The sequence below is a fragment of the Streptomyces lothianensis genome, assembly GCF_047779955.1.
Classification (GTDB): Bacteria; Actinomycetota; Actinomycetes; order Streptomycetales; family Streptomycetaceae; genus Streptomyces.
In genome coordinates, this window is record NZ_JBLMKT010000029.1 from 49,234 (window position 1) to 70,888 (window position 21,655).

The 21,655-nt window shown below is 70.8% G+C and carries 21 protein-coding genes and 1 riboswitch; of the genes, 9 read left to right on the plus strand and 12 right to left on the minus strand.

The annotated features are described in order from the left end of the window. Positions 1 to 32: 32 nt before the first annotated feature. Positions 33 to 1,079, minus strand: a complete 1,047-nt coding sequence (locus ACLF6P_RS09260) for an ABC-2 transporter permease (RefSeq protein ID WP_415949708.1) — start codon at positions 1,077 to 1,079, stop codon at positions 33 to 35. A 290-nt stretch (positions 1,080 to 1,369) separates the two neighbouring features. Continuing rightward, a riboswitch (guanidine-III (ykkC-III) riboswitch) is annotated at positions 1,370 to 1,430 on the plus strand. 13 nt (positions 1,431 to 1,443) lie between these two features. Here ACLF6P_RS09260 and ACLF6P_RS09265 point away from each other — a divergent pair. After that, the gene (locus tag ACLF6P_RS09265; RefSeq protein WP_415949406.1) at positions 1,444 to 1,758 is read left to right on the plus strand and encodes a DMT family transporter; all 315 of its coding nucleotides are present in this window, start codon (positions 1,444 to 1,446) and stop codon (positions 1,756 to 1,758) included. A gap of 12 nt (positions 1,759 to 1,770) precedes the next feature. Here the strand turns inward: ACLF6P_RS09265 and ACLF6P_RS09270 are convergent, their stop codons facing one another. Next, positions 1,771 to 2,331 (minus strand): dihydrofolate reductase family protein, encoded by a 561-nt coding sequence (locus tag ACLF6P_RS09270; RefSeq protein WP_415949407.1) that lies wholly within the window; start codon positions 2,329 to 2,331, stop codon positions 1,771 to 1,773. Between the two features lie 71 nt (positions 2,332 to 2,402). Beyond that, a complete protein-coding gene (locus tag ACLF6P_RS09275) occupies positions 2,403 to 3,401 on the minus strand; it encodes a GNAT family N-acetyltransferase (protein WP_415949408.1) in 999 nt (332 codons plus the stop codon). A 194-nt stretch (positions 3,402 to 3,595) separates the two neighbouring features. On the opposite strand from ACLF6P_RS09275, the gene ACLF6P_RS09280 reads away from it, so the two are divergent. From ACLF6P_RS09280 to ACLF6P_RS09290, 3 genes are all read left to right on the plus strand, one after another. Next, positions 3,596 to 5,242, plus strand: a complete 1,647-nt coding sequence (locus tag ACLF6P_RS09280; RefSeq protein ID WP_415949409.1) for a GMC oxidoreductase — start codon at positions 3,596 to 3,598, stop codon at positions 5,240 to 5,242. Positions 5,243 to 5,402: 160 nt separating this feature from the next. Further along, on the plus strand, positions 5,403 to 6,452 hold the full coding sequence (locus ACLF6P_RS09285) for an enoyl-CoA hydratase/isomerase family protein (RefSeq protein WP_415949411.1): 1,050 nt from the start codon (positions 5,403 to 5,405) through the stop codon (positions 6,450 to 6,452). A gap of 41 nt (positions 6,453 to 6,493) precedes the next feature. Next, positions 6,494 to 7,471 (plus strand): S41 family peptidase, encoded by a 978-nt coding sequence (locus tag ACLF6P_RS09290; protein WP_415949709.1) that lies wholly within the window; start codon positions 6,494 to 6,496, stop codon positions 7,469 to 7,471. A gap of 39 nt (positions 7,472 to 7,510) precedes the next feature. Here the strand turns inward: ACLF6P_RS09290 and ACLF6P_RS09295 are convergent, their stop codons facing one another. The 3 genes from ACLF6P_RS09295 to ACLF6P_RS09305 all read right to left on the minus strand — a co-directional run bounded on the left by ACLF6P_RS09295 (position 7,511) and on the right by ACLF6P_RS09305 (position 9,912). Further along, complete coding sequence (locus ACLF6P_RS09295) at positions 7,511 to 8,362, minus strand: alpha/beta fold hydrolase (RefSeq protein ID WP_415949412.1); 852 nt, start codon at positions 8,360 to 8,362, stop codon at positions 7,511 to 7,513. Between the two features lie 171 nt (positions 8,363 to 8,533). After that, a complete protein-coding gene (locus ACLF6P_RS09300; protein ID WP_415949710.1) occupies positions 8,534 to 9,301 on the minus strand; it encodes an SGNH/GDSL hydrolase family protein in 768 nt (255 codons plus the stop codon). Positions 9,302 to 9,342: 41 nt separating this feature from the next. Beyond that, complete coding sequence (locus ACLF6P_RS09305; RefSeq protein WP_415949413.1) at positions 9,343 to 9,912, minus strand: PadR family transcriptional regulator; 570 nt, start codon at positions 9,910 to 9,912, stop codon at positions 9,343 to 9,345. 96 nt (positions 9,913 to 10,008) lie between these two features. Between ACLF6P_RS09305 and ACLF6P_RS09310 the strand changes: the two genes are divergently transcribed. Together ACLF6P_RS09310 and ACLF6P_RS09315 are read left to right on the plus strand one after the other, a co-directional pair. Beyond that, positions 10,009 to 10,434 (plus strand): nuclear transport factor 2 family protein, encoded by a 426-nt coding sequence (locus ACLF6P_RS09310; RefSeq protein ID WP_415949414.1) that lies wholly within the window; start codon positions 10,009 to 10,011, stop codon positions 10,432 to 10,434. A 9-nt stretch (positions 10,435 to 10,443) separates the two neighbouring features. Beyond that, a complete protein-coding gene (locus ACLF6P_RS09315) occupies positions 10,444 to 11,412 on the plus strand; it encodes an endonuclease/exonuclease/phosphatase family protein (protein ID WP_415949415.1) in 969 nt (322 codons plus the stop codon). 27 nt (positions 11,413 to 11,439) lie between these two features. Here the strand turns inward: ACLF6P_RS09315 and ACLF6P_RS09320 are convergent, their stop codons facing one another. From ACLF6P_RS09320 to ACLF6P_RS09330, 3 genes are read right to left on the minus strand one after another with little or no spacing between them, the layout of a single operon-like run. Next, positions 11,440 to 11,973: a cupin domain-containing protein gene (locus tag ACLF6P_RS09320; protein WP_415949711.1), complete on the minus strand. Its 534-nt coding sequence runs from the start codon at positions 11,971 to 11,973 to the stop codon at positions 11,440 to 11,442. After that, the gene (locus ACLF6P_RS09325) at positions 11,967 to 13,166 is read right to left on the minus strand and encodes a cytochrome P450 (RefSeq protein WP_415949416.1); all 1,200 of its coding nucleotides are present in this window, start codon (positions 13,164 to 13,166) and stop codon (positions 11,967 to 11,969) included. Before ACLF6P_RS09325 ends, ACLF6P_RS09320 begins: the two co-directional genes overlap by 7 nt. Then, positions 13,163 to 14,209 (minus strand): type III polyketide synthase, encoded by a 1,047-nt coding sequence (locus ACLF6P_RS09330; RefSeq protein WP_415949417.1) that lies wholly within the window; start codon positions 14,207 to 14,209, stop codon positions 13,163 to 13,165. Before ACLF6P_RS09330 ends, ACLF6P_RS09325 begins: the two co-directional genes overlap by 4 nt. A 170-nt stretch (positions 14,210 to 14,379) precedes the next feature. Between ACLF6P_RS09330 and ACLF6P_RS09335 the strand changes: the two genes are divergently transcribed. Beyond that, a complete protein-coding gene (locus tag ACLF6P_RS09335) occupies positions 14,380 to 16,629 on the plus strand; it encodes an arylsulfatase (RefSeq protein ID WP_415949418.1) in 2,250 nt (749 codons plus the stop codon). Positions 16,630 to 16,695: 66 nt separating this feature from the next. Here ACLF6P_RS09335 and ACLF6P_RS09340 read toward each other — a convergent pair whose 3' ends face one another. Beyond that, positions 16,696 to 17,190: a nitroreductase family deazaflavin-dependent oxidoreductase gene (locus tag ACLF6P_RS09340; protein WP_415949420.1), complete on the minus strand. Its 495-nt coding sequence runs from the start codon at positions 17,188 to 17,190 to the stop codon at positions 16,696 to 16,698. 45 nt (positions 17,191 to 17,235) lie between these two features. Further along, positions 17,236 to 18,453, minus strand: a complete 1,218-nt coding sequence (locus ACLF6P_RS09345; RefSeq protein WP_415949421.1) for a cytochrome P450 — start codon at positions 18,451 to 18,453, stop codon at positions 17,236 to 17,238. 187 nt (positions 18,454 to 18,640) lie between these two features. Here ACLF6P_RS09345 and ACLF6P_RS09350 point away from each other — a divergent pair, with 187 nt between their 5' ends. After that, positions 18,641 to 19,483: an SRPBCC family protein gene (locus ACLF6P_RS09350; RefSeq protein WP_415949422.1), complete on the plus strand. Its 843-nt coding sequence runs from the start codon at positions 18,641 to 18,643 to the stop codon at positions 19,481 to 19,483. A 317-nt stretch (positions 19,484 to 19,800) separates the two neighbouring features. Beyond that, positions 19,801 to 20,823, plus strand: coding sequence for a hypothetical protein (locus tag ACLF6P_RS09355; RefSeq protein ID WP_415949712.1), 1,023 nt, complete (start codon positions 19,801 to 19,803; stop codon positions 20,821 to 20,823). Positions 20,824 to 20,853: 30 nt separating this feature from the next. Here ACLF6P_RS09355 and ACLF6P_RS09360 read toward each other — a convergent pair whose 3' ends face one another. Continuing rightward, complete coding sequence (locus ACLF6P_RS09360) at positions 20,854 to 21,342, minus strand: DUF6328 family protein (protein WP_415949423.1); 489 nt, start codon at positions 21,340 to 21,342, stop codon at positions 20,854 to 20,856. Positions 21,343 to 21,655 lie beyond the last annotated feature (313 nt).

A 21,655-nucleotide genomic window follows, 5' to 3' on the forward strand; every position in this document is an offset into this window, starting at 1 on the left:
GTCGCCGGGATTTCCCTCGCCCGCGGGTCCGCTCAGACGGCGACGGACTCCTCCATCTCCTCCTCCTGGGCAGCGATTTCCGCCTCGCTCCGGCGCTGCACGGGTACGGGCTCGCCCCTCTCCGCGCCAGCCGCGGGCTGCACGGACTCCACGGGCTGCTGGGCGGCAGTCGCAGCACGGACCGTACGCCGCCGCTCGGTGACACCGGCGGCCGTGATCACCACGAGGGCGAGCCCCAGCCAGGCCACCAGGGTCCAGACGTTGCGCGCCAGACCGTAGCCGTCGAAGTAGACGAGGGAGCGGAGGCCTTCGACGAAGCCCGCGCCGTTCCAGAAGGCGTGCAGGGAGCCGAAGAAGCCGTTCTGCAGTTCGGGCCGGAAGATTCCGCCCGAGCTGGTGAAGTTGAGCATGACGAAGAGGACCATGACACCGAGCGTCGTCCACCGCTTGAGGAAGGTGTGCAGACCGACGCCGAGGAACAGGATTCCCGCCGAGTACAGCCAGGACATGCCCCACAGACCCCACAGGCCGTGGTCGACGAGGCGGAAGACCGGTCCGGCGAAGGCGGTGCCGATCAGGCTGACGACGAACGAGGTGCCTGCGACGAGCAGGGCCCTGAGCCGCATGGGCAGTGCGGAGCCCGCGGCGCCGAGGGCGGCGACGGAGGCGTAGGAGCCGATGCTCAGGGCGACGAGCAGGAAGAAGATCCCCTGTCCGGTGGGGTCGCCCTCGGCGGGCGGCACCACGTCGGTGACATGCAGCGGTTCGCCCTGCTGCTCGGCCACCGGCGCGAACACCTTCTCGGCGGCGGTGGCACTGGTGTCGGATCCGGCCGTGGCCACCAGGATGCTGGAGCTGCCGGGGAGGTAGGCACCGGTGATCTCGCGTGTCCTGAGCGCCTGCTCGGCGGCGGCGCGGTCCGGCAGCGTCCGTACGTCGAGGGCGTCGCCCGTCGGGTCGTGCAGCTCCTGGGCGAGAACCTTGGCCTCGGCACCGCTGCCGACGACCGCGACGGGCAGCTGGTGCGGTTCGGGGTGGGCGAAGGCGCCCAGGTAGGCGAGTCCCATACCCAGGCACATGAGGAGCGGGGTGAGCAGGTGGGCGAGGACATGACGCAGGGCACCGGGCGGTGCCGAGCCGAGGAGGCGCGCCTTGGGCGCGGTCTCGGCCGGGTGGTGGCTTAGCTGGTCCTGCCGATGCGTTCCGCTCACGTCCGTGATCCCCAGAGCTAATAGTTGTGCATTACATCTTTCTAGATGCATGTATCATACAGCTATATTCCTCATGCGTGCCACGTGAAGACAACGACCGGTGGGCGAGGTCACCACGGACCACATGCCCCGATACGCCCTTGTGTGCGAATATGGCGACAGAGCCCGACCGGCTCCCGGACGAGGCGCGCCGTACCCGGATTTCGACGACGGTGCCGAGGGAGTCGTCGTCATGGCATGGGTCGTTCTCGTCATCTCCGGGATGCTGGAGGCCGTCTGGGCCACCGCGCTGGGCAAGTCCGAAGGCTTCTCCCGCACCCTTCCCACCGTGGTCTTCGGTATGGGCCTGATCGCCAGCATGGGCGGTCTGGCTTTCGCGCTGCGCACGTTGCCCGTCGGCACCGGCTACGCGGTCTGGGTGGGCATCGGTGCGGTGCTGACCGTCACCTACGCGATGCTCTTCGACGGTGAGCCCGTCTCGGCCCTGAAGCTGCTGTTCCTGGCCGGGATCGTCGGCTGCGTGATCGGGCTGAAGGCCCTGCACTGAGGCCGATCGACGCTATGTCGCGTCGTACCGCAGCAGCACCACTCCGTTGCCGAAGGTCCTCGTGTCCCTGAGCCGCAGGTCGCTGCGCACCCCGTCGGCGGGGAACAGCGGGCGGCCCGAGCCGAGGACCACCGGGTGGACGTAGAGGTGATAGGCGTCGATGAGGCCCTGGCGGCGGAATTCGGCAGCCAGGGTCGCACCACCGACCACCATGTCTCCGCCGGGCCGCGCCTTGAGCGCGTCGATCTCCGCGGCGTCGACCTGGCGCATGAGTGTCGCATTCCAGTCGGCCCCGGCGAGGGTGCGCGAGAAGACGTACTTGGGCATCTCGCGCCAGATTCCGGCGAACTCCACCTCGGCGGGCGAGGCATCGGGGTCCTGATCGGCGGTCGGCCAGTAGCCGGCCATCAGCTCGTAGTCGACCCTGCCGTCGAGGAAGGCGCTCATGGTGCGCAGCTCGTCGTTGAAGTGCTGATGGAGCTCCTCGTCGACCAGATGCCAGTCGAGGCTGCCGTCCGGGCCTTCGAAGTAGCCGTCGAGGGATACCGACAGGGCCAGAATGATCCTTCGCATCACGCGCTCCTCGGCAAGGTGCATGCCGACGTGGCAGCGGCAGCGGCAGCGGCAGCGGCCCCCGGCAACGGTCAGGCCCCCAGGTCGCGCCCGTAGGTCACGAACTCGCGCGCCACCGTGTACCCGAGCCGCTCGTAGAGCCCGAGCGCACCGGAGGGGTTCGCCGTGTCCACGGTCAGTGAGGCAGTGTCGTAGCCCTCCCGGTGTGCGGCTTCGAGGACGGCGGCCATCAGGGCGGGGGCCGCGCCCCGGCCCCGGTGGGCGCGGCGTGTGGCCAGGTAGCCGACGTGGCAGTCGCGGACCCCGAAGGCCGCCGTGTCGGCCTCCGACTCCTCGGCGAGGAGGTACGCGGCCACCTGCTCGCCGTCGACGAGGAGCCGGCTCATCGCGGGCCGGAAGGCGCGGGATCCGGTGACCCTGGTCCGCCAGTCCGTCTCGTCCATGACGGTGAAGTTCCAGTGGTCGCGGAAGGCGTCGTTGTGGGCGAGCCGGGTCGCCTCCCCAAGGCCCTCCTCGTACGGGACGAGGCTGAGCCCCTCGGGCGCGGGGACGGGTTCGGGCCGGTCACGCCGGAGGGGGTGGGACATCTCGTACCAGTAGCGCTCGGGGGTGAAACCGAGTGCGGCGGTGAGCCCTTCGAGGCTCTCGTCGCCGGACTTGCCGGTGATCAGCAGTCTGCCTTCGAGGGGCTCGAAGCGTTCGCCGTACACGGCCTTGGCGCGTGCGTCGAGGAAGGAGACGAGGCGGGTGCCGATACCCTCGCGGCGCCACGCCGGATGGACACCCGCGTCACCGTCGAAACGGGCGGCGTCCACCGCGCCCTCGGGCGCGTGCAGGATGGCGTACGCGACCAGTTCCTCGCCGTCGAACACGGCGAGGCTGTCCCGGTCGAGGTCGAGCTTGGGGTCGGCGAGTTCCTCGGCGAGGTCTGCGGCATCGTGCCGGTGACCGGTGCGGTCCACGGCCTCGATGGCCTCGCGCAGACCGAGCCAGGCCGGGACGTCATCGAGGGCGAGCGGGCGCTCGGTGCGGGCGCCGGAGTACGGGTCGTTCACAACAACCATGGTCATACGGACGCTCCGATCCCGCCCCCGCAAGCCGGTGGAACGCGCCGGGCGGGGGCGAGCGCAACCGCGAGGAGTCCCTCGGGCCGGGGCTCAGGACCGTTGCCGGGCGGCTTGAAATTACTGGTCGGTATGTCGTGACTTAACAACCCCGCAACAGTAGAACGTGTCCTCACCCCATAGAAGGTGAGGAAGCTCACATGAGACCAACTTCCGTGCCTGGCAGAGGTTCTGACGGGATATCCCGTCGAAGACTTCTCGCAGGAACAGGTTCTATTCTTGGCGCCGCGGCCCTGTCCACTCAGGTCACCGCGGCGCACGCGCGTCCGGCGGCGGCAGCGGACATCCCCGACGGAGCGCGGGTTCCGGTCCTGGTGATCGGCACCGGCTACGGCGGCTCGGTCGCGGCCCTTCGCCTCGCCCAGGCGGGGATCGACGTGCACATGGTCGAGATGGGCCAGGACTGGGACGCGGCGCCCGCCGGACCCGACGGCAGGACGCACCCCAAGGTCACCGCGCCCGACTACCGCTCGTTCTGGATGCGGACCCGGACGAAGGCGCCGCTGAGCAACTTCCTGGGCTTTCCGCTCGACAAGGACGTCCCGAGGTTCGCAGGCATCCTCGACGCCGAGGACTTCGCGGGTATCACCGTCTACCAGGGCCGCGGCGTCGGCGGCGGCTCGCTGGTCAACGGCGGCATGGCGGTCACACCGCGCCGACGGCACTTCACCTCGGTGCTGCCCTCGGTGAACGCCGACGAGATGTACGCCACGTACTACCCGAGGGCCAATGCCGGCCTCGGCGTCGGCATGATCAACCCGGAGTGGTTCGAGCGGACGTCGTACTACCAGTACTCACGCGTGGGCCGCAAGCACGCCCAGCGCTCGAACTTCGACTGGACCTTCGTCCCGGATGTATACGACTGGGACTACATGGAGGCCGAGGACAACGGCACCGTCCCCAAGTCCGCGCTCGCGCAGGAGATCCTCTACGGCAACAACCACGGCAAGAAGACCCTCCCCAAGACCTACCTGGCACAGGCGAAGGCCACCGGGAAGGTCACCATCTCGCCGCTGCACGAGGTCACTTCGGTGACCCCGGCGACCGGCGGCGACTACGCGCTGAGCATCCGCCAGATCGACACCGGCGGCGCCACCGTGGCCACCAAGACGGTGAAGGCGGGCAGGGTGTTCTTCGCGGCGGGCAGCGTCGGCACCAGCAAGCTGCTCGTCAAGCTGAAGGCGACCGGCGCGCTCCCGGGGCTCAACTCCGAGGTCGGCAAGGGCTGGGGCGAGAACGGCAACGTCATGGTGGGCCGCGCCAACCACATGTGGGACGCGACCGGCAAAGCCCAGTCGACGATCCCCTGCTCGGGCATCGACAACTGGGACGCGGGCGGCGCCTTCGCCGAGGTGGCGCCGCTGCCGACGGGGATCGAGACATACGCCTCGTTCTACCTGTCGATCACGGACAACCCGCGGCGGGCCGACTTCACGTACGACGCGGGCACCGGGAAGGTCGGTCTGTCCTGGCAGCGGGCCTGGAAGCAGCACTCGATCGACATGGCGAAGACCATCTTCGACAAGATCAACGCAAAGGAGTGGACGATCTACCGGACCGACTTCTTCGGCGACAACAGGATCTGGGGAGACCATCTGACCTACCACCCGCTCGGCGGCGCGGTCTTGAACCGGGCGACCGACAACTACGGGCGGCTGCACGGCCATCCCGGCCTGTACGTCATCGACGGCGCGCTGATTCCGGGCAACACCTCGGTCAATCCGTTCGTCACCATCACCGCGCTCGCCGAGCGCAACATGGAGAGGATCATCGCGACCGACCTGTGAGGCTGTGACCGTGTTCTGTGTTCTGCGTTCTGCTGTTCCGCAGTGCTCTGATCTCTGATCCCTGATCGCTGCTTCACCGCGGTGGCCTGGTGCTTTGACCGGGCCACCGCTCTGTTTCTGCCGGGCCACCCCGCGTACGGTGGGAAAGGATCTTGCAGTCGTGAAAGGGCAGCTCGTGACGGATGACGTTCTGGTACGGACCGAGGGCCACGCGGCCCATCTCGTTCTGAACCGGCCCCGCGCGCTCAACGCGCTCGACCACCCGATGGTCGGCGCCATCGACGCCGCGCTGACGGCCTGGGAGCAGGATCCCTCGGTGGCGACGGTCGTCCTGTCCGGGGCCGGTGAGCGCGGTCTGTGCGCGGGCGGCGACATCCGTGCCATCCACGACGATGCGAAGGCCGGCGGCAGTGCCTCGGCCGCGTTCTGGCGCGACGAGTACCGGCTCAACGCTCGGATCGCCCGCTACCCCAGGCCGTATGTCGCGCTGATGGACGGCATCGTGATGGGCGGCGGGGTCGGTCTGTCGGCGCATGGTGCGCACCGTGTCGTCACCGAGCGTTCGCGGATCGCGATGCCGGAGACGACCATCGGCTTCGTACCGGATGTGGGCGGCACCTATCTGCTCTCGCGCGCACCGGGACTGCTCGGGACGCATCTGGCGCTCACGGGCACGGCGGTCGGGGCGGCGGATGCGCTGCTGTGCGGGCTCGCCGACCACTTCGTACCCTCCTCGGACCTGCCCGAGCTGCGGGCCGACCTCGGGCGGCTGCCCGCCGACGAGGCGCTCGAACGCTGGGCGCGGCCCGCGCCGGAGGGTGAGCTGGCGGCGGCCCGCGAGTGGATCGACGCGTGCTACGCGGCCGCCACGGTCGAGGAGATCATCGAGCGGCTCCTCGACTGCGGGGTCCTCGCCGCGAAGGAGGCCGCGACAGCCCTCCAGTCGAAGTCGCCCACGGCGCTCAAGGTGACGCTCGAAGCGGTGCGGCGGGCGCGGGAGCTCGACTCCCTGGAGGAGGTGCTGGTCCAGGAGTTCCGCGTCTCGTGCGCCGCGCATGCGATGCCCGATCTGGTGGAGGGGATCCGCGCCCAGGTCATCGACAAGGACCGCTCGCCACGGTGGTCGCCCGCCGATCTGGCGTCGGTCCCGGCGGCCGACGTGGAGCGGTTCTTCGCTCCGGTGGCGCACGAGCTGGAGCTCGGGCGGTGAGGGCGCGTGCACTGCGTGCACTGCGTGCGCGCGTGGTCGGGATGGCTTGCGTGCTGGCCTTCGTGGGCGGTTGCACAGGCTCGAAGCCGTCGCCCGGCGCGGACATGTCCCCCGAAGCCCGGTCCTACCTCTCCGAGGTGCTGGACATCATGGAGGAGAGGGCCCTGCGTCGCGATGACGTCGACTGGGCCGAGGTGCGCAAGACGGCCTTCGAACAGGCCGGCGCCGCCCGGCGTCCGTCCGACACCTATTCTGCGATCATCACCGCAGTGCGCGCGCTCGGCGACGGGCACAGCCGCTTCTACGGTCCGAGAGGTGCCATGGATCTGTTCGGCGACTCGCCCAATCGCGTGCCGGTGGAGGGACGTGCGCTGCCCGACCGGATCGGGTACCTGTCGCTTCCCCGTTTGCAGGGGTCCGACAAGGTCCTCAAACAGTACGTGCGCGAAGGCCGGGCCGCCGTGGCGAAGGCCAACAAGCCCAAGCCTTGCGGCTGGGTGATCGATCTGCGCCGCAACAGCGGTGGAAACTTGTGGCCGATGCTGGCTGTCGTCGGCCCGGTCCTCGGCGACGGTGACGTCGGTGGGTTCGTCGACGCACGGGGACGCAGGAGCGTCTGGTCGCTGGAGAACGGAAGCCCTCGCGTCGACGGGGAGTCCAAGGGGTGGGGGCCGAGTGAGGCGATCGGAGCCGAATCGGCGCCGGTCGCCGTGCTCCACGGCCGTGCCACGGCCAGTTCGGGTGAGGCGGTCGCGGTGGCCTTCCGCGGACGCCCGGCGACCCGGTCCTTCGGCGATGACACCCACGGTGTTCCCACCGCCAACGTGGTGCACCGCCTGTCCGACGGGGCCCTGCTCAATCTGACCGAGGCCAAGATGGTCGACCGCACCGGTCGCGCATACGACAGCCCCATCGCGCCCGATGAAGTAGTGGTCGACAACCGGGGCCGGAGCATCAAACAGGACCCCGTGCTGGAGGCGGCAACAGCGTGGCTGTCCGGTCAGCCTTCCTGTGAGTAGGGGCCGCTTCACAGGCAGGCCCTGAGCCCCGAGGGGGCGTCAGCCGAGGAAGGCCGAGACGGCGGAGGTGAAGGCCTGCGGGTCGTCGAGCCAGGGGAAGTGGCCGGCGCCCGCCTGCTCCTGGTACGTGGACCGCGGGAACAGTCCGGCGTAGGTGCGGACCACGTTCGGCGGTGCGCCCGGGTCGAATTCGCCCGCGAGCAGCAGGACCGGCGCGGGGAACGCGGCGAGCAGGGCGCGGGTGGTGTCCGGGGTGAAGGCGCCCTCGCTGCGGAACACCGCCAGCGCCTCGCCGTTGCGCTGGACGGCCTCGCGCGCCTGAAGCGCGCGCGCCGCCTCGTCCCAGCGGCCGTGGCTGAACGGGGCGACGGCGTCCCAGTCCGCCGGGCCGCCCTGTCCCGAGGCGATGGCTGAGAAGGCCGCGTAGGCGTCCTCGAACCACGGCTCCTCGCGGCGCAGCAGCATCCTGGCGCGTCGGTCCTCTTCCGTGACGGGGAGGCCGACGGCGAGCACGCTGGGCGTGATGAGCACAAGCCGTGTCACGCGCTCGGGGTGCCGGGCCGCGTACTGGACGGCCAGGTTCGCGCCCGCGGAGTGCCCGAGGAGGTCGATAGCGTCGAGGCCCAGGTGCGCGCGGAGCGCCTCGACGTCGGCGACGAGCCGGTCGCAGCGGTACGTGGCGGGGTCCGCGGGGGTGGCCGAGTGGCCGGTGCCACGCAGGTCGAGGGTGACCACCTGGCGGTCCCGGTGGAGTCCGCCGAGGTCCCCGAGGTAGGCGGCGGCCTGCATACCGCCGGGGAGGCAGATCAGTGGACGGCCGCTGCCCCGTACGTGGTAGGCGAGTTCGGTGCCGTCGTACGACGTGAAGGTGGATGCGGAGGTGGAGGTCATAGGCGGCGAGCTTCTCAAGGGTGATCGGATGCGGCAAACGGGTTTCGGCGAGCCGCGTGACTCACGCTTCGGCCTGTTTGCGTCGGGCTTGGACCTGCTTGTGTCAGACCTGGGCCTGCTTGCGTCAGGCCGCCTCGGCCTGCGTGCGGCGCGCTTCGAGACGTGCGTACGTCACGCTTCGAGGACCGGGTGCATGTCCGGTCGTTTCGCCACCCGTCCGTCGCCCGAGGAGCGGCCGCGCAGCCTTCGGCCCAGCCACGGTCCGAGGAATCCGGCCATCCAGCGCACTTCCGTGCCCCAGCCCCCGCCCCGACCCGGCGTCGGCGGCAGCGGATGCGTCCAGGCATCGCTGCTGCCGGGCAGGGCGAGCGCGTGGGCGAGTGAGGCGGCGATGCGTTCATGGCCGAGCGGGGCGGCGTGCAGCCGGTCCGGACTCCACAGCCGGGAGTCGGTGACCACCTCATGGGGGGCGGTGTCGGCGAGGTGGATTCCGGGGCGGCGGGCCGCTTCCCGTATGCCCTGGTTGAGGGCGAGGACCCGGCCCCGCAGCGGCCGGGCCAGCGGCGTGATCCGGGCGATGTCGGGAAAGGTCACGGTCGCCACCCGGGCGCCCTGCGCGGTGAGCGCGGCGAACATGGTGTCCAGATGGCCCACCACCTCGTCGGCGTCGAACTTCGGCCGCAGCAGATCGTTCATCCCCGCGACGACCGTCGCCACATCGGGTTCCAGGGCGAGTGCGGCATCGAGCTGCCCGGCGCGGACCTGGCCGGCGAGGCGTCCTCGTACGGCCAGATTGGCGTACAGGAGGCCCGGGTTGAGCTCCGCGAGCTGTTCGGCGAGACGGTCGGCGAAGCCGCGCAGCCCGCCGGTGTCATCGCCGTCGCCGAGACCTTCGGTCTGACTGTCGCCGAGCGCCACGTACCGCTCGTACAGGCCCATCCCGTACGCCCCTGCCCCGGATGCGCTCGTCCCGTACGCGTTCACCGGGCCGCACCGCCGTCCCTGCGCGCCTGCAGAATCCCCGTGATCCGCTCGCACCACTGCAGATAGCCCCGTTCGAAGACCAGACCGCCCAGACAGGTCAGATACGGGCCGATCCGCTCCCCCTCACGCAGGAACTCCTCCTCGCTGCGCCCCCCGCGAAGTTTGACGAGAAGCGATTCGAAGAGCTCGATCTTGGCGCGGGCGAAGTCGGCGCGCTCGCGCAGCTGGCCGATGACCTGTCCGGTGTCCACGAGGTCGCCGGCCTGCACCTTGACCGCGAGGTCGTCGCGGAGCATCGAGGGCTTCGCGGGGGCGACGGCGAAGCGCTCGAGTTCGGCGAGGCCCTCGCCGGTGAGCTTGAACAGGCGTTTGTTGGGCCGCGATTCCTGCACCACCTCGCGCCCGGCCACCAGGCCGTCCGCCTCCAGGCGGGCCAGCTCGGCGTAGACCTGCTGAGGCTGGGCGTGCCAGAAGTTCGCCACACCCAGGTCGAAGGACTTGGCCAGCTGGTAGCCGCTCAGCTCCTCGTCGAGCAGCGCGGCAAGCACCGCGTGCCGCAGAGCCATCTCCGCCCCCCCTCTGTCGCGTTCACCGCTCGCAATGATACTCATGTTTCTGACTAGTCAGAAACATGAGTATCCAGACAGACGGACCTTTCGAGCATGGAGGACCCCATGGCCCAGTCGGCCCCGTTCCGCGCCGCCGTCGAGGCGGGCGATCTCGGCGCTCTCGAAGCGCTGTTCGCCGAGGACGTCCGGATGTACAGCCCGGTGAAGTTCCGGCCGTTCGAGGGGAGGGAGATGGTGCTCGGCCTCCTCGGGGTGCTGCTGCGCACCTTCGAGGACTTCCACTACGTGGGTGAGCTGGCCGGGTCGGTGCGCACCAACACCGACGACGAGGAGGCCGGGACCGAGGCACTGCTGTTCCGCACCGTCGTGGACGGCAAACAAGTGCACGGCATGGATCTGCTGCACTTCGACGAGGAGGGCAGGATCAAGGAGTTCACCGTCATGGTGCGGCCGCAGTCGGCCGTCCAGGCCGTGCAGCAGGCGGTGTACTCGGGACTGGTGAAGGCCGGGCTCGCATAAGATCGCTCGATGGAATCCAGTGTCATAGCGCGGGCCCGGCGGATCGACTGGCGTGGGCTGGTGCGCCGTCCGGGCCGTTCCACCGTGGTGTGGACCGTGCTGTGCCTGGCGGCCTCGTTCGTGCTCGCGGCGCCCGCCGTCGTGCCCAATGCGGGGTTGCGGCTGGGGAGTTTCGTGGAGACGTTCCGGCCCTGGCTGGGGCTCGTCGTTCCGCTCGTGTTGCTGGTCGCCGTGGTGCGGCGGTCGCGTGCGGTGGCCGTGGCGGCGCTGCTGCCGGGGCTCGTGTGGCTGGGGGTCTTCGTCTCCTGGCCCGGGGAGGATCCGTACGACCTCACGGTCGTGCAGCACAACGTGAGCGATGATCACGCCGATCCCTCGCGCGTGGCGCGGCAGCTGCTCGACAGCGGAGCCGCGCTGATCGCGTTGGAAGAGGTGACCGAGGGGGCGCGCGACACGTTCCGCGAGGTCCTCGAAGGCGCGTATCCGCACCATGCGCACACCGGCACGGTGGATCTCTGGTCGCGGTATCCGCTGAGCGATGTGCGCCGCGTCGACATCCGTCCGCCGTCGATCCCCGAGGGCTGGGAGCGGGGGCTGCGTGCGACCGCCCGGCTGCCGCAGGGCGATACGGCGGTGTACGTGGCGCATCTGCCTTCGGTGCGCTTCCGCGCCACCGGCTTCGGCACCGAGGCCCGCGATGCGAGCGCGCGGCTGCTCGCCGACGCGCTCGCCGCGGAGCCGCTGGAGCGGGTGCTGCTCTTCGGTGACCTCAACAGCACCACGGACGACCGCGGCCTCGACCCGGTGCTCGGCCTGCTTGACGCGCCGGACGAACGGTTCGCGTTCAGCTGGCCGACCTCGCTGCCCGTCGCCCGGATCGACCAGGTGCTCGCCAGGGGTGTCCGGGTGACCGGTCTGCGCACGCTGGCGGACACGGGCAGCGATCATCTGCCGGTCGAGGCGCAAGTGCGGTTCTGAACGGGCCGCTCACGTCGAGCGGTCCGCTCACGTATGTCGCATCGGTGTGAGCTGCTCGATGTCGTAGCGCGCCCGCAGTTCCGCGATCGCCGCATCGTCGAGCGGGCCGCCCGAGCGCAGGAGTTCGAGGAGTTCCTCGAAGTAGCGCTCGTGGTCGGGTGGCGGCGATGCCTGGAAGAACATCTTCGCCGGGGTGTCCGTACGGTTGGCGAAGGCGTGCGGGCAGCCCGGCGGTACGGCGATGACCGTGCCCGCCGTGGCCCGCACGGTGCCGGTGCCGCTGAGCGAGGTCCAGGTGCGCCAGTCGTCCTTCGTACGGATCCTGGGTTCGAAGGCGAGGATGTCGAGTTCGCCTTCGAGTACGTAGAACAGCTCTTCGCTGCGGGTGTGGACATGCGCGCCGACGTCGAAGCCGGGCGGCACCACGACCTCGAAGCTGGAGGCGAAGCTCGAGTGCTCGCCGGTGACCTTGAACGTGACCTCGTGGGCCGGCACCTGGAGCGTGCGCCCGTGTCCGGCCGGGACGAGGAGGCCCTCGCGCGGTGGTGCCGCGGTCACCAGGTCACCGGCAATCCCTCGGGGCCGCGGATCAGCGCGCCGGGCCGCCAGCGCAGTGCGTCCACGGGGACGGCGAGCGCCAGGTCGGGGAGCCGGTCGAGGAGGGTGCCGATCAGGAGCTCGGATTCCAGGCGGGCCAGCATGCCGCCCACGCAGTAGTGCGGTCCGTGTCCGAAGGCGACATGCGGGTTGGGCGAGCGGGTGAAGTCGATGGTGTCGGGGTCGGGGAAGACGTCCGGGTCGCGGTTGGCCGCGAGGTACGAGACGTAGACGGGCTCGCCGGCCGCGATGCGTACGCCGCGGATCTCGATGTCCTCCAGGGCGATACGGGACAGGCCGACCGAATTGCGGTGCGGGATGTAGCGCAGGAGTTCGTCGATGGCGCCGGGGCGCAGCGCCGGCTCCGTGCGCAGCCGGTCCCACAGGCCGGGGCGGGTCAGGAGCAGGTAGACCATGTTGCCCGTGTTGTTGGTGACGGCCTCGCCGCCGATCTGGATGAGCAGTGCCAGGCCCACCGCCTCGGATTCGCTGACGTCTCCGCACGCGACGGCGGCGGCGAGCAGGGCGAGTACGTGCTCGCCCTCGGGCCGGGCGCGCAGGCGTTCGGTGAAGTAGCCGCACATGGCGCGCTTGGCCTCTTCGCTGCGTTCGGCGCCTTCGGCCGAGGACAGGATGCGCACGGTCCACTCGTGCATACGTGGCCGGTCGTGCTCGGGCACGCCCATGACCTCGCAGACGACGGCGAGGGGGAACGGGGCGAGGACGGCTTCGGTGAGGTCGGCGGGCGCCGTGGCGGCGAGCAGCTCGTCGATCAGGCCGTCGAGCATCGCCTGGGCACGCTCGCGCAGGCGCTCGACACCCCTGCTGGTGAAGGCCGGGGCGACGGCGCGGCGCAGGGTGGTGTGGTGCGGCGGGTCCTGGACCCCGACGGCTTCCTTGCTGGGGATGAAGTGGGGTGCGAGGCGGGTGACGTCGCGTTCCATCACGGCGGCGCGGCTGAAGCGCGGATCGTTGGTGACGAACCGTACGTCGTCGTGGCGGGTCACAAGCCAGGCCCAGCCCTCGCCGTGCGGCAGCCGGATCCGGGTGACCGGTCCCTCCTGCATCAGTTCGGCGAGTACGGGGTCGAAGTCGGTGCCGCTCAGCTCGGGTGCGGGCCAGTCCCGTACGGGAGGCGGTGAGGTGACGGTGGTCATCGCGACCACCGGCCCAGGGACATCTCGGCGGTGATGCCGGGACCGAAACCGGCGAGCAGCCCGGTGGCCGAATCGTGGGCGCCGCCCTCCTCGAAGAGGCGGCGCAGCGCGTCGAGGACGACGGCGCTCGCGATGTTGCCGTACTCGGTGAGGGTGGCCCGGCTGAAGCGGAAGGCCTCGGGGGTGACGCCGAGGAACTTGCTCAGGTCGTCGAGGATGCGCGGCCCTCCGGCGTGGATGATGTAGAAGTCCAGCTGCGCGGCGTCCCAGCCGTGCAGGCCCGCCAGCTGCTTGAGAGCCGGGGCGAGCGGCTCCATCGTGCCGGGGACGCGCTTGTCGAGCTGGAAGTGGAAGCCGGTGGAGCGCACCTGGTAGGCGATCCAGTCCTCGGTGTCGGGCACCAGGTAGGAGGCGTTGCGCTCCAGGGTGATGCCGGAGCCTCCGGTGCCGCGGACGACGGCGGCGGCGACTCCGTCGCCGAAGAGTCCGTTGGAGAGCAGGTTGCCGACGCCGAGGTCGTCAGGCTGGTAGCAGAGCGAGCAGAACTCGCAGGACACGATGAGCGCGTTGGCCTCGGGGTACGCGGTGCAGAAGTCATGCGCCCGGTTGACGGCGGCGCCGCCCGCGGCGCAGCCGAGCTGGGCGATGGGAATCTGCCGGGTGTCGCTGCGGAACTCCATGCGGTTGATCAGCCAGGCCGTCAGGGACGGCATCATGAAGCCGGTGCAGGAGACGTAGATGATCACGTCGATGTCCTGCGTACGGAGTTCCGCGTCCGTGAGCGCCCGGGTTATGACTTCCGGTACCCGCCGCTTGGCCTCGGCCTCGTAGACGGCGTTGCGCGACTCGAAGCCGGGGTGGCGCAACGTCTCCTCGATTGGCTGGACGATGTGCCGCTCCTCGACTCCGGTGTTCTCTATCAGGCGCAGGGCGAGGTCGAGCTGCGCATGCTCGGAGTGGAGTTCGCGGGCCAGATCGAGGGTCTGCTGCATGGTGATCACGTGCTCGGGTACGGAGACCGCCGGTCTGCAGATCGTCGCCATGGGGAGACCCTTCTGTGTCGCCGAGATGCGCGGGAGGTGCGCGCGAGATGCGTGAAATCACCATCTCCCCGCGCCCCGGGTGGGCCCCCAGTTCAACTGGGCCGAACCGGTGACGGGCCCGCCGGGGCATGGCTCTTGTCATGTACGGCCCCGCACCCCACACTGCCGCCGTGCACCGGTACGAGAGCTCACCGCGTCCCGCCCCCGGCTCCCCCGATGTCGTGGTGATCGTCCTCGACGACCTCGGCTTCGCCCAACTCGGCTGCTACGGCTCCGATATGGACACCCCGCACATGGACCGGCTCGCCTCGGGCGGGCTGCGGTTCAACCGCTTCCATGTGACGGCGATGTGCTCGCCCACCCGGGCAAGCCTGCTCACCGGCCGCAATCATCACGCCGTCGGCATGGGCTTCCTCGTCGACCTGCCGATCTCGTATCCCGGCTACACGGCCCGGCTGCCGAAGAGCGCGGCCCCGCTCCCCCGGGTCCTGCGCGACGCCGGCTACTCCACGCTCGCCGTCGGCAAGTGGCATCTCACGCCGCGCTGGGAGCGTACGGCCTCGGGTCCCTTCGACCGCTGGCCGCTGGGCTACGGCTTCGAGCGCTTCTACGGATTCCTGCAGGGCGACACGAACCACTGGGCGCCCCACCTGGTCCGCGACAACCACTACACCGAACCGCCCGCCGGGCCCGGGACCGGCTACCACCTCAGCGAGGACCTCGCGGACAGCGCCATCCGGATGGTCCTCGACCAGCACCAGGCCACCCCCGACAAGCCGTTCTTCCTGTACTTCCCGCTCGGCGCCATGCATGCCCCGCACCATGTGGCGCCCGAATGGACCGAGCGCTACCGGGGCCGTTTCGACCAGGGCTGGGAACGCTGGCGCGCGGAGACCTTCGCCCGGCAGACGGCGGCCGGTGTCGTCCCGCCCGGCACCACCCTGTCGCCGCGTCCGCCGTGGATTCCCGACTGGGCCCGACTCCCGGCCGAGCAGCGTCGGTTGTTCGCACGGATGCAGGAGGTGTACGCGGGCTTCCTCAGCCATACCGACGCGCAGATCGGGCGCCTGATGGACTTCCTGGAGCAGATCGGACGCCTGGACAACACCCTGGTCCTGCTGCTCTCCGACAACGGCGCCAGCGCGGAGGGCGGTCAGCTGGGCACACCCAACGAGCACCGGTTCACGGCCCGCAGCGGCGACACCGTCGAGGCGAATCTCGCCGCGTACGAGGACTGGGGCGGGCCCGCCACGTATCCGCACTACGCCTGGGGCTGGGCCTGGGCGGGGAACACTCCGCTGCGGCTGTGGAAGCGCTACACCTGGCTGGGCGGCACCCGCGCCCCGCTGATCGCGCACTGGCCGCGGCGGATCCGCGAACAGGGGGCGCTGCGCGGCCAGTTCGCGCATGCCGTGGATCTGATGCCGACGATCCTCCATGCCTGCGGGGTCGAGCGGCCCGAGCAGGTCGACGGGGTGGCGCAGGAGCCCTTCGACGGGCGGAGCCTGCTCGACGTACTGGAGGATCCGCAAGCACCCGCGCCGCGCGGGACGCAGTACTTCGAGATGCTGGGCTCGCGCTCGATCGTCCACGACGGCTGGAAGGCCACCACCGACCATGTCTCGCACGGGGTGGCCGACGAGGAGCAACTGCTGCCCGGCAGCCGGGACTTCGCCGAGGACCGCTGGTCGCTCTTCCGCTTCCACGAGGACTTCGCGGAGGCGCATGACGTCGCGGACGAACACCCCGAGGTCGTACGGAGGCTGGCCGCGCGCTGGGAGGCGGAGGCGGCCGCGCATCAGGTGCAGCCGCTGGACGACCGGATGCAGGAGCGGCTCGGTGCGATGATCGGGCCCGCCTGGCCACTGCCCGACCGGGGCGTGTACCTGCCCGGCGGTTCCCCTGTGCACGACGAGGCGCTTCCGCTGCTCTTCGGCGGGTTCACGCTCACGGCGGAGGTGGAGGTGCCCGGGGAAGGAGCGGCGGGCGTGCTCTGCGCGCTCGGGGACCTCACGGGCGGGTTCGTGCTGTACACGGAGGCCGGCGGCCGACTGGTGTTCGCCTGCTCGCGGGCCGGGGACGTGGACCGGGTGGTGGCGCCGGAGCCCGTCGCGCCCGGGCGACGCTCGCTCGGGGTGCGCTTCGACACGGGTGACGGCGACGGCACGTACACACTCCTCGTGGACGACGAGGACGTGGCGAGTTGCGCGCTCGGCGGGCCGTTCCCGTTCACCTTCCAGCACGGCGGTACGGGGCTTTGCGTGGGCCTCGACCGCGGGCTGCCGGTGGAGGACGGCTACCGGCCGCCGCATCCGTGGACGGGTGTGCTGCACCGGGTGGTGATCGAGACACCGCGGGGCAGGGCGGCGGCGCGGCGGGACCTCAGGGATGAGATCGAGGCGGCGATCCACGCGGACTGAGGTCGGTTCGCGGAACCGTCCACGCGGAGTGACGTCGGTGCGCGGAACCGTCCACGCGGACTGAGGTCAGTTCGCGGAACCGTCCGCGCGTGGCCGCAGGCGTACGAAGGGCAGCTCGCGTCCGGCCGCACGGTAGTCCTCGAGGGTGCCGTCGACGCGGAAGCCCATGAACTTCACCAGTTTGCGGGCGGCCCGCGGGTGGCGGGCGGCATAGCCGGCCATGAACGCGCCGCCTTCATCGGGGTTCAGGGGCTGCGCGTGTACGGCGAGGCGGCGGGCGCCGACCTGGATGGTGACGTCCGGGTGGGCGAGGAGGTTGCGGTACCACTGCGCCTTGGGGCCGAAACCCGAGCAGACGATGTACGAGCCGGTGGACCGCTCGTGTTCGACCACCTCGATGACGACCTGCCGCTGCTGCCCCGATACGCGGCCGATGTGGTTCAGGAGCAGCAGCCGGCTGGGCACGAGGGCGCCGAGTCCCAGGCGGTAGAGGCGGATCGGGGCGCGGAAGAGGGCACGGCGCAGACCGGTCGGGGGTGTGGGGCGACGGGTGATCTCCATAGGTACCGGACTCTACGCCCGGTTCGTGGCGAGGCGGGGAGGAGGCTACGTGTCCCAGCCGGCCGGGAGGGTGCGCGGGCCACGGATGAGGGCGTTGCGGCGCCAGGTGACCTGCTCGGCGGGGACGGCCAGGCGGAGGCCGGGCAGCCGGTCGAGGAGCGTGTTCATGAGGAGGTCGATCTGCAGGCGGGCGAGCAGGCCTCCGGTGCAGTAGTGGGTGCCGAAACCGAAGGCGACATGCGGGTTGGGGCTGCGGTCGAAGTCGATCTCCTGAGGGTCGGCGAAGACCTCGGGGTCGCGGTTGGCCGCGAGATACGAGACGTAGACGGGTTCGCCGGACCTGATGCGGTGCCCGTGCAGATCCACGTCCTCGGTGGCGATCCGGGCGAGACCCACCGCGCTGCGGTGCGGGATGTAGCGCAGGAGTTCGTCGAGGGCGCGCGGGCGCAGGGCGGGATCGGCGGCGAGGCGGGCGAGCAGCGCCGGGCGGGTCATGAGGAGGTAGAGCATCTGGCCGGTGTTGTTCGTGACGGCCTCGCCGCCGATCTGCAGCGGCCCGGCGACGCCTGCCGCCTCCTCGGCGGTGAGCTCACCGCGGGCGACGGCGGCGCCCAGGAGGGAGAGGATGTCCTCGTCCTCGGATCCGCTGCGTTCCCGGATGGCTTCGGTGAGCCACGCGTACAGCTGCTCCTTGACCTGACCGGTGGTGCGCGGGTCCGCGGACGGGAAGACGATCTGGTCGGTCCACTCGGTGAGCCGGGCGCGGTCCGCGGGCGGCACGCCCATCGCCTCGCAGACCACGGCCACGGGGAAGGGCCCGAGGACCCGTTCCACGAGGTCGGCGGGCGGCCCGGATTCGAGGAGCGCGTCCACGAGGCCGTCGAGCATGGGTTGCGCCCTGCGCCGCACCCGCTCGACGCCCGCCGCGGTGAACGCGGGCGTGACCACGCGGCGCAGCCGATGGTGGTCGGCTCCGTCGGCGAAGGCGAGCGAGCCGGGCCTGGGTTTGAAGTGCGGGGCGAGGCGGGTGATCTGACGCTCGGTCACCGGACCGCGTACGAACCGGGGATCGTTGGTGATCATCCGTACGTCCTCGTAGCGCGTCGCGAGCCACGCCCAGCCCTCGCCGTGCGGCAGGCGGATGCGGTGCAGCGGGCCCGCATCCATCAGTTCACCCAGAACCGGGTCGAAGGCCATGCCGTCGAGATCCTGCGCCGGCCAGTCGCGTACCGGGGGTGCGGCGGGGGCTACGTCGTCGATCATGCGAGGGCTCCGTCCGTTGCGTCCGTGCTCCCCTCACGCTCCCGCGGTGTCGGGGGCGGCTCGCGCCGGGTTACGCCGGATGGGCGTGGGCGCCCCGCGCACGAGCGGGCACCGAGGTTGGATGGGAGGGCGCCGCGGTTGGACGAGCGGTGCACGGCGAAGCGCGAGACGAGCCGGAGGACGATCCGTGATCAACCCCGAAGCCGACACCCTGACCACCCGCGACGGCCGGACCGCACTCGTCATGCGCCGCCGCTTCGGCCGTCCCCCGGCCGCCGTCTGGGCGGCGATCACCGAGCCGCCGCAGCTCGCGCGGTGGTTTCCGGCCGAGGTCAGCGTCGAGCCGAAGCCCGGCGGCACGATCGGCTTCGGCTTCCCCGCCGAGGACGGGCCAGGCATGACGGGACGGGTCACCGAGGCCGACGAGCCGCGTGTCTTCGCCTTCGAATGGGGCGAGGACCATCTGCACTGGGAGATCACCCCCGAGGACGAGGGCACGCTCCTCACGCTCACGCACACGTTCGAAGACCGCTTCGGCGGGGCGAGCTTCGCCTCCGGCTGGCATCTGTGCCTCACGGCACTCGGACAGGTGCTCGACGGCGAGCCGGTCGACGTCGACTCGGACCGGGGTGATCTGCACGAGGCGTATCTGGAGCAGTTCGACCTGGGCGGCGGCGAGATCGAGGGCGGCACGGTCCGCTTCGAGCGGCAGCTCCTGCGCCCCGCGGCGGCCGTATGGGCAGAGCTCACCGGCGACTCCACGGCGTCGGTGGGCTCCGCCGTTCCGCACGGGTTCACGGCACCGGCCTATGAGGAAGGCACCGTGACCGAGGCCCGCGAGCCCGAGCTGCTCGCCTACCGCACGCCCGCCGGCAACGTCATCCGCTGGTCGCTGGGCCAGGGCACGGGCCACGGTGCCCGCCTCGTACTGACAGTGGAACAGCGCGCGGATCCCGGTCGGGCCCGGGACGCCTGGCACGAGCGGGTCGAACGGCTTGCGGCACGGCTGCTCGAACTCGCCTCGGCCTGAGCGCGGGCCGCCGCGTGCGCCCGATATGCTGCGGTTTTGCCCGCCGACCCGGCGGGTGTACGAGCCCGTGAACCGCAGGAGACGCACCGGTGACCCTTGCCACCCCCGCCACCGCCCCCGCCACCGAAGTGCCCGCCCAGGCCGTCGATGCCACCGAGGGCGCTCCGGCCACGGCGGAGCTCGACGTGCCGGAGACGGCCCTGCCCGAGACGGTGGCCTCTGAGGCGGTGTCACCGGAGACGGTCCTGCCCGAGACGGTCGAGTCCGAGGGGATCACGCCCGCGACGGTCGAATCCGAGACGGTCGAGTCCGAGGCGATCACGCCCACGACGGCCGGGTCCGCGACGCTGGTGCCCGAGGCGATCGTGCAGGACGCGCAGGCGTTCGGCGCGTACGCGCGGACCGGAGGCTGGACCTTCGCCCTCAAGGTGGCGCGCAGTGTCCGGCCGGGCGGGCAGAGCCTCGCGGACAGCAGCAAGGTTTCGGCCAGGCGTTTCGCGGAGCTCGCGCAGTGTTCGCCTGAGCGGGTGATGCGCTTCTACAAGGCCTGGGACCTCGCCGCGGACGACGGGCTCGTTCCGCAGTTCGAGGCGCTCCGGCCCGGCGGCGACGTGGAACTCCCCGAGGCCGATGTGTGGTTGAGCTACTACAGCTCCCGCTCCGGTGCCACTTCCGTGCGCGGCACCGCGATCACCGCGGCCGCCGAGGCGGAGGGGATCCGGCCGACGAAGGCGCTCGAGGTCGCCGAGAACCCGACGGCACTGCGTGCCGCGATCCTCGCCGATCCCGGCACGGCGCAGGCGGCCCGTTCGGCACTGCTCGACCGGATCGAGGAGGACGAGGAGCTGCGCGACGCGCTCGCCCGCGATGTGGCCGCCCGCGAGGAGCTGAAGAAGGCGGTGGCCGGTGAGGCCAAGGTCTCGGAGCGGATCGGATACGTCCGGCAGGTCGCCGAGAACGGCCAGGTCAAGACGGCCGCGGGCCAGGTCATCGATGCCCCGGCCGAGCTGCGCCAGGAGGCGGAGCGCCATCTCTCGCTGCTCGACGAGCTGGACGAGGGCGAGGAGGCCGGCGAGTGGGCGGCCGAGGCGTACGGCACGGTGAAGAGCCTGATCCAGGAGACCGTGGAGGCCGATCCGCAGCTTCGGATCGCCGAGCGGCGCTCGAAGTTCTATGCCGGTATCGGCAAGGCGACCAAGGCCTTCGAGGAGCTGACCTTCGACGATGTCGACGCGGGCGAGCTCTACGAGGACGACATGGTGCAGCGGCTCGAAGAGTTGCAGAGTGCCCTGTCGGCGTGCATCGAGGCCCTGCGCAAGGCCGCGGACCGGGAGGGCTGAACCGATCGCCCCTTCCCTGCTGCTTCCCTGCTACTCCCCCCGGGTGGTGGTGTGCCGGTGGCGGGCCCACAAGGGCAGTATGAACCAGCACAGGAGGTACCAGGTGACGACGCCGGCCACCAGCCAGGGCACGAGGGCGTTGTGCATGGTGACACGAAGGACCAGGAGCAGCGCGGCGGTCAGGGTGCAGAGCAGCAGGATGAGTCCGATGAAGGTGAGCCGCGAGGCCCACCGGACGGCCTGCGGCTTGATGCGGCGCCCGGCCACGATCCGGTGGAAGGAGACCGGCCCGATCAGCGCCCCCGCGGCGAGCGAGCCGAAGAGGACCGTGGCGATGTAGATCGCCCGGTCCGTGTCGCCGAGCTCGGCGAAGCGCGGGGTGAACGCGACGGTCAGCAGAAACGCCAGGAGGATCTGCACACCGGTCTGCGCGACACGGACCTCCTGGAGCAGCTCGACCCATTGCCGGTCGGCCCGCTGCTCCGCCGACTCATTGCGTCCATGCCTCGTCTCGGCCACGCCACCATTCTCCCGCCGCACCGCCGCGCACGCTCCTTCGCCTGCCCCGGACCGGTGGTGCGCGTGGTGCGCCCGGCAGGTGCCGCCCTGCCGGGCGCACTGGTGTTCCGGCCGTTGCGTAATGGTTCAATCCCTAACACATTGTGACCGGACACTTTTCGGCCATCGATGGCCTCAACCTGCGCTATTCCTTGCACTCTTGGGGGTACGAACGCCTCTGAACGGGGATGACACGGGTGGCGCCCGCGCCACCACGCAGCCAGTGGCGACCGCCGGCGCCCCGTATCGACACAGCCAGCGGAGCGAGTTCGTC